Origin of the sequence: Falsiroseomonas oryziterrae (assembly GCF_021864505.1) — a bacterium.
GTDB classification, from domain to species: domain Bacteria; phylum Pseudomonadota; class Alphaproteobacteria; order Acetobacterales; family Acetobacteraceae; genus Falsiroseomonas; species Falsiroseomonas oryziterrae.
The window spans coordinates 1-6,448 of record NZ_JAKJIB010000246.1 but is presented as its reverse complement, the minus strand read 5'-3'; the positions used below and the strand labels follow the sequence as shown (position 1 = coordinate 6,448).

General features: G+C 71.3%; 6 protein-coding genes and 1 pseudogene. 1 reads left to right on the top strand and 6 read right to left on the bottom strand.

The genetic code is table 11. From position 1 onward, the window contains the following. Positions 1–216 precede the first annotated feature (216 nt). The 6 genes from L2I40_RS16995 to typA form a co-directional block, all read right to left on the bottom strand. The gene (locus L2I40_RS16995; RefSeq protein ID WP_237216383.1) at positions 217–561 is read right to left on the bottom strand and encodes a DMT family protein; all 345 of its coding nucleotides are present in this window, start codon (positions 559–561) and stop codon (positions 217–219) included. Next, complete coding sequence (locus L2I40_RS16990; protein ID WP_308116434.1) at positions 558–1,835, bottom strand: AmpG family muropeptide MFS transporter; 1,278 nt, start codon at positions 1,833–1,835, stop codon at positions 558–560. Before L2I40_RS16990 ends, L2I40_RS16995 begins: the two co-directional genes overlap by 4 nt. A gap of 76 nt (positions 1,836–1,911) precedes the next feature. Then, complete coding sequence (locus tag L2I40_RS16985; RefSeq protein WP_237216382.1) at positions 1,912–2,883, bottom strand: patatin-like phospholipase family protein; 972 nt, start codon at positions 2,881–2,883, stop codon at positions 1,912–1,914. A gap of 145 nt (positions 2,884–3,028) precedes the next feature. Beyond that, a complete protein-coding gene (locus tag L2I40_RS16980; protein WP_237216381.1) occupies positions 3,029–3,406 on the bottom strand; it encodes a hypothetical protein in 378 nt (125 codons plus the stop codon). An 89-nt stretch (positions 3,407–3,495) separates the two neighbouring features. Beyond that, entirely contained in the window at positions 3,496–3,903 is a 408-nt protein-coding gene (locus tag L2I40_RS16975; RefSeq protein WP_237216380.1) for a cytidine deaminase, read from the bottom strand. 49 nt (positions 3,904–3,952) lie between these two features. Next, positions 3,953–5,803: a translational GTPase TypA gene (gene typA, locus L2I40_RS16970; protein ID WP_237216379.1), complete on the bottom strand. Its 1,851-nt coding sequence runs from the start codon at positions 5,801–5,803 to the stop codon at positions 3,953–3,955. A 410-nt stretch (positions 5,804–6,213) separates the two neighbouring features. On the opposite strand from typA, the pseudogene L2I40_RS16965 reads away from it, so the two are divergent. Then, positions 6,214–6,448, top strand: a pseudogene (locus L2I40_RS16965) (OmpA family protein); the annotation flags it as partial.

Sequence of the window (6,448 nt, the reverse complement as noted above, 5' to 3'; positions counted from 1 at the left end):
GGGCCCGGCCGGCACGCGATCACCCGCGCGAGGCCGCTGCACGCGACGCTCGGCATGACGGGGCGCGTCGTGGTGGCGTGATCATGTCAGGTGCACGAGGGCTCCGCCTTCCCGCCCTCAATCGCCGGCGCGCGCCTCCGCGCGCTTGGCTTCGCGGCACGTGCCGCGGCGCCCGTTCGGGCGCTCGGCCGGCTACCGCCGGCCGCAATGCATACCTCACTCCACCGGCAGGAAGATGAAGATCACCGCGGCGACGAGGCAGGCGCCGGCGGCGAAGAAGTTCCAGCGCAGCTGTTCGCCCAGGAACAGCACGGCGAAGACCGCGAAGACGGCCAGCGTGATCACCTCCTGCATCACCTTGAGCTGCTGCGCGCTGAAGGTGCCGTAGCCGATGCGGTTGGCCGGGACGGCGAGGCAGTATTCGAAGAAGGCGATGCCCCAGGACACCAGGATCGCGACCCACATCGGCCAGGACGGCGCCTTCAGGTGGCCGTACCAGGCGAAGGTCATCAGGATGTTGGAGCCGAGCAGCAGCAGCGGCGTGAGCCAGAGCGCGTTCATCGCGCGGCCTCCTCGGGCACCGGGATGGCGAGCGGGGTGTCGGGCGCCGGCTCCCTCGGCGGCAGGCGCTTCAGCAGGAAGAGCATGATCGCCATCGCCGGCAGCGCGGCCGCGGTGGTCAGCAGGAAGAAGCCCGACCAGCCGAGCCATTCCGCCAGCCAGCCGCCGCTGCCCGCCACCGTCCGCAGCGGCACCGCGGCGAGCGACGACAGCAGCGCGTATTGCGTCGCCGTGAAGCTGCGGCTGGTCAGCATCGAGAGGTAGGTGACGAAGGCGGCATCCGCCAACCCATCCGTGAAGTTCTCGACGCCGACCTGTGCCCAGAGCATCGGCATCGAACGCCCGGTCTCCGCCAGCGCGACATACATCAGGTTCGACAGCATCTGCAGCACGCCGGTCCAGATCAGCGCGCGCGCGGTGCCGAGCTTCGCGACCACCCAGCCGCCCGCCATCGCACCGGCCAGCGTCGCGCAGAGGCCGAAGACGCTGGCGACGCCCGCGACCTCGAGCCGGGTGAAGCCGAGCGAGCGGTAGAAGGGCGCGGTCATCACGCCGGCCAGCGCCTCGCCCAGCTTGAAGCTGGCGACGAAGGCGAGGATGACGAACCAGTAGCGGCGGCGCATGAAGTCGGCGAAGGGATCGACGACGGCTGCGCGCATGCGCTGCGACCAGGTGGTCGCGGCAGGTACCGCGCCCTCCGGCTCCTTCGCCAGCAGCACGGCGAGGAAGCCGACGCCGACCAGGCCGGCGCACATCGCGAAGGCCGCCGTCCAGCCGGCGAATTCCGCCATCGCCAGCGCGCCGGCATTCGAGGCCAGCAGCGCGCCGCGATAGCCCCAGATGTAGAAGCCGAGGCCGTAGCCCTGCTGGCGTTCCTCCAGGATCTCGATGCGGTAGGCATCCACCACGATGTCCTGCGACGCCGAGAGGAAGGCGACGAGCACCGCGATCGCGACCGTCACCTGCGCGGCGCTGGCCGGATCGGTGAAGCCGAGGGCGAGGATCGCGGCGGCGAGCAGCGGCTGGATCGTTGCCAGCCAGCCGCGCCGCCGGCCAAGCCCGCGGAACAGCGGCGGCGCAGCGTGATCGAGCACCGGCGACCAGGTGAACTTGAAGGCATAGGCCAGGCCGATCAGCGCGGTCAGCCCGATGGCGGCGAGCGAGATGCCGCTCTCGCTCATCCACTGGCGCAGCGTGAAGCCGGTGAGGGGCAGCGGGATGCCGGCGGAGAAGCCGAGCGCCAGCATGACGAGGAAACGGCGGTCGCGGAACACTCCGGCCAAGCGATCCCCCTGCAAGGTCACGGCGCCGTGCGTTGGTAGCTTCCTGCTGCGTGCGGCGGAAGCCCGCTCAGGGCCTCGGCTTCACCACGATGGAGGCGGCGTCGAAGAAGCCGGGGGCCGCGGCCTCGCCCTCCTCCCGCAGCTCGCGCAGGAAGGCCGGGGACCGGTCGAGCTTGGTGTAGTAGGGTCGGTCTCGGGGCGGCATCACCACCTCCCGCACCGTGACGGGGCGGTAGCGGAAGGGCGGCTCGCTCAGCGACGGCGCCTTGGCGAGCAGCTTGTTCACCAGCGCGATCTTCGCCTCCTCCTGGTCGAGCGGCAGGTTGCCCGCCAGCTCGTTGCGGCGGTCCTCGATCGCCTCCGATGTCCGCGGCTCTTCGGCGCGGTCGCGGGGGTTCAGGCGGATCACCCAGATCTCGTCCGGCTTCTCCGGCAGCTCGAGCAGCGCCTTGACCGGCGGGTTGTGCGAATAGAGCCCGTCCCACCAGAGGCGCCCGCGTGCCTCCACCGCGCGGAACAGCGGCGGCACGGCGCAGCTCGCCACCACGTCGGCGATGCTGAAGGCCTCGCTCTCGCCGTCTAGGGCCATGCCGCCGCCCGCCAACACGTCGGCGACGCCGAGGCGCAGATAGGGCCGCGTCGGATCGCCGGCGCCGATCGGGTGCACCCAGCGCTGCAGCAGGTCGCGCAGCCGCGGCTCGGCGGCGGGTGAATAGGCATAGGGGCTCGCCTGCACCGACACCGGCGAGGAGAAGAGCAGCTGCGCCCAGGCGTTGAGCCAGGCATCCAGCGGCGTGCCGGCGGCGAGGTCGGTCCAGAAGCCGTGCAGGCGCTTGATCGCCTCGTCGGTGCCACCCTGCAGCAGGCCCGACCAGGCGAGCGTGGCGCAGACCGCGCCGCCCGAGGTGCCGGACAGCGCCATCAGCTCGTAGCGGTCACGATGGGCGGGGGAGAGCAGGGTCGCGAGCACCCCGGCGGTGAAGGCGGCATTGCTGCCGCCGCCCTGGCAGGCGATCGCGACCTTCGGAACGGGGGGCATGCTGGTCTCCGCGCGACGTCGCGCGAAGCTATCGTGACGCGCGCGGCGCGATCTACAGCGTGATCCGCTGTGCCGGATCTCGCGTCAGCTTTCTTTCAAGCGACCGATTCGCCGCTTCGGCGAGGTGGCCTCCGCGGATCGGGCGCTATCCGCAGCCTGGTCCCTGTCGCGTGGCGCCGATCACGCGGGCGTCCCGCACCTCGAAGGTGGTCGTGCAGGGGCCCGTGCTGGCGCCGGGGCCGAAGGTGAGGCCGAGGCCGGTGCCGAAGCCGCTCGCGCGGCCCCAGCCGCCGGACACGCTGCCGTAGCCGAAGCCGAGGGACGGAGTGACGAAGGGCACCGTGCCGCCCGGTCCGTCATAGGCGAGGAAGCGGCGGCCGTCGGTTTCCAGCAGCCGGTGCGGCACGCCGAGCTGGGAGACGAGGTCCGCCTCGCTGCGGCCGATCCAGGTCGCCGGCGCGGGCGCGGGCGGCTCGGTCGCGCAGGCGGCGAGCAGCAGCGGCAGGGCGAGCAGGCGTCGCATGGCAGGATAAGTTTTCCGTCCAGCCGCAGGTTCCGCGCAAGCCCGCCGGTCGTCCCGGATGCGGCCGCGGTGCCGGCACGGCGGCCGCGTCAGCGCCCCTGGCCAAGATCCGCCGCGCCGAAGGCGGCGGGCAGCAGCGCGGCGATGGTCGCGACCTGCGGCGCGCCCGCTTTGTCGCGCGTGATCACCCGGAGCCGGCCATCCGCCGAGAATTCGGACAGGACCTGGCGGCAGATGCCGCAGGGTCCGAGGGCGACGCCTGCCGGGCCGGCCACGGCGATCGCGACGAAGCGTCGCGCGCCGCGCGCGACGGCGGCGGCGACGGCGTTGCGTTCGGCGCAGATGCCGGCGGGATAGCTGGCGTTCTCGACGTTGCAGCCGGGCTGCACGCTGCCGTCCTCGCACAGCAGCGCCGCGCCCACCGCGAAGTTGGAGTAGGGCGCGTAGGCCTGTCTGCGCGCGGCCTCGGCTTCGGCGAGGAGGTCGGCGTCCGTCATGACGCGATCCTCCCCCACCTTGCCGCGTCGCCGCAACAGCGACGGCGCGTCAGGCCGCCGCGCTCTCGCCCTTCACCGGCAGGCCCTCGGCCCGGCGGGCGTGCTTCTTGCGCTCATGCGGGTCGAGGTGGCGCTTGCGCAGGCGGATCGCGCCCGGCGTCACCTCCACCAGCTCGTCGTCCTCGATGTAGGAGATCGCCTGCTCGAGCCCCATGCGCCGCGGCGGGATCAGCAGCAGCGCGTCATCCTTGCCGGCGGCGCGGATGTTGGTGAGCTTCTTCTCCTTCACCGGGTTCACCTCGAGATCCTCGCCGCGCGAGTTCTCGCCGATGATCATGCCGACATAGACCTTCGCACCCGGATCGACGAAGAGCGCGCCGCGCTCCTGCAGGTAGAACAGCGCGTATTGCGTCGTCTCGCCGTCCACGTTGGAGATCAGGCTGCCGTTGCGGCGGCCCTCGATCGCGCCGGCCCAGGCGCCGTAGCCGTGGAACAGGCGGTTCATCATGCCGGTGCCGCGCGTGTCGGTCATGAACTCGCCATGGTAGCCGATCAGGCCGCGCGACGGGATCAGGAAGGTCAGCCGCACCTTGCCGCCGCCGGACGGCCGCATGTCCTGCATCTGGCCCTTGCGCTGCGAGAGCTTCTCCACGACGACGCCGGAATAGCCCTCGTCCACGTCGACCAGGACTTCCTCGTACGGCTCCTCGCGCGCGCCGGTCTCCGGGTTCTCGCGGGTCAGCACGCGGGGGCGGCCGATGGTCAGCTCGAAGCCCTCGCGGCGCATCTGCTCGATCAGCACGCCGAGCTGCAGCTCGCCGCGGCCGGCGACCTCGAAGCTGTCGGCTTCCTCGCTGTCCTTCACGCGGATGGCGACGTTGCCCTCGGTCTCCTTGTAGAGACGCTCGCGGATCTGGCGCGAGGTGACCTTCTTGCCCTCGCGCCCTCCGAGCGGACCGTCGTTGATGCGGAAGGTCATGGCCAGCGTCGGCGGGTCCACCGGGATGGCGGGCAGCGGCTGCGCCACGTCGGGGGCGGCGATGGTGTCGGGGATGGTGGCATCCGCCAGGCCAGCGATGGCGACGATGTCGCCCGCGCGCACCTCATCGACCGGCACGCGGTCGAGGCCGGAATAGGTCATCAGCTTGGTCAGGCGGCCGGTCTCCACCACCGTGCCGTCCTGGCGCAGCACGCGGACCGGCATGTTCACCTTCGCCACGCCCTGCTCGATGCGGCCGGTCAGGATGCGGCCGAGGAAGTTGTCGCTCTCCAGGATGCTCGCATTCATCGCGAAGGGCGCGTCGGGATCGACCTTCGGCGCCGGCACGTGGGAGAGGATCAGGTCGAAGAGCGGCGAGAGGTCCTTGCGCGGCCCGTCCAGCGACAGGTCCGCCCAGCCCTGCCGGCCCGAGGCGAACAGCGTGTGGAAGTCGAGTTGCTCGTCGGAGGCGCCGAGGGCGGCGAAGAGGTCGAAGACCTCGTTGTGCACCTCGTCCGGGCGGGCGTCGCCGCGGTCCACCTTGTTGATGACGACGATCGGCTTCAGGCCGCGCGCCAGCGCCTTGGTCAGCACGAACTTGGTCTGCGGCAGCGGGCCTTCGGCCGCGTCGCACAGGACGATGGCGCCGTCCACCATGGACAGGATCCGCTCCACCTCGCCGCCGAAATCGGCGTGGCCGGGCGTGTCCACGATGTTGATCTTGGTGCCCTTCCACTCGACCGCGGTGGACTTGGCCAGGATGGTGATGCCGCGCTCGCGCTCGAGGTCGTTGCGGTCGAGCGCGCGCTCGGCGACCTGCTGGTTGGCGCGGAAGGCGCCGGCCTGCTTCAGCAGGTTGTCCACCAGCGTCGTCTTGCCGTGGTCGACATGCGCGATGATCGCGACGTTGCGGATCTGCATCGGGGTCGGTCCGGTCGTTGGGCCCGGCCCCTCGCGTCGGCGGCGACATGGCGTCGCCCCGGCGGCACGGCGGGCAGGCGTCTGTTGATTGGTGCGGCGCACACATAGGCGCAGGCGGGCCGAAAAGCGAGCGCGAAGGATGCGGGAGCTCACCTTCTTCGCCGGGATGCGCGGTGCGGTCCGCCGGCGCCTTCGGCTCACGGGACCGTGAGGTTTGGGACGCTAGGCACTGATACGACACGAAAACCGTGTCCTCGGAACCACAGTGTCTCCCGGATGCAGTGTTCCCGTGACGGTAGCGCATTTTTCCGCTTCACCTCCGGGCGGCCCCCGCACAGATTGCGTTCGTGGGACCGTTCGCGGGGGCGTGTGCGTCGGCCGGGCGGATCCAGAGACATGGGAGATTAGGAATGACGAGCTTCAAGAAGGGCCTGCTGGCGGCCGCCGCGATGGCGCTGCCGGTTGCCGCCCAGGCGCAGCCTGTGACGGGCCTCTATGTCGGCGCCGGTGCCGGCGTGAACTGGCTGATGGAGAGCGACCTGACGTCGCAGGGCGCGCTGCGCTCGGCGCTGAGCGGCGCCTCCGTGTCGCCGAACGGCGCGGCTGAGTTCGACACCGGCTGGGTCGGCGTGCTGAGCCTCGGCT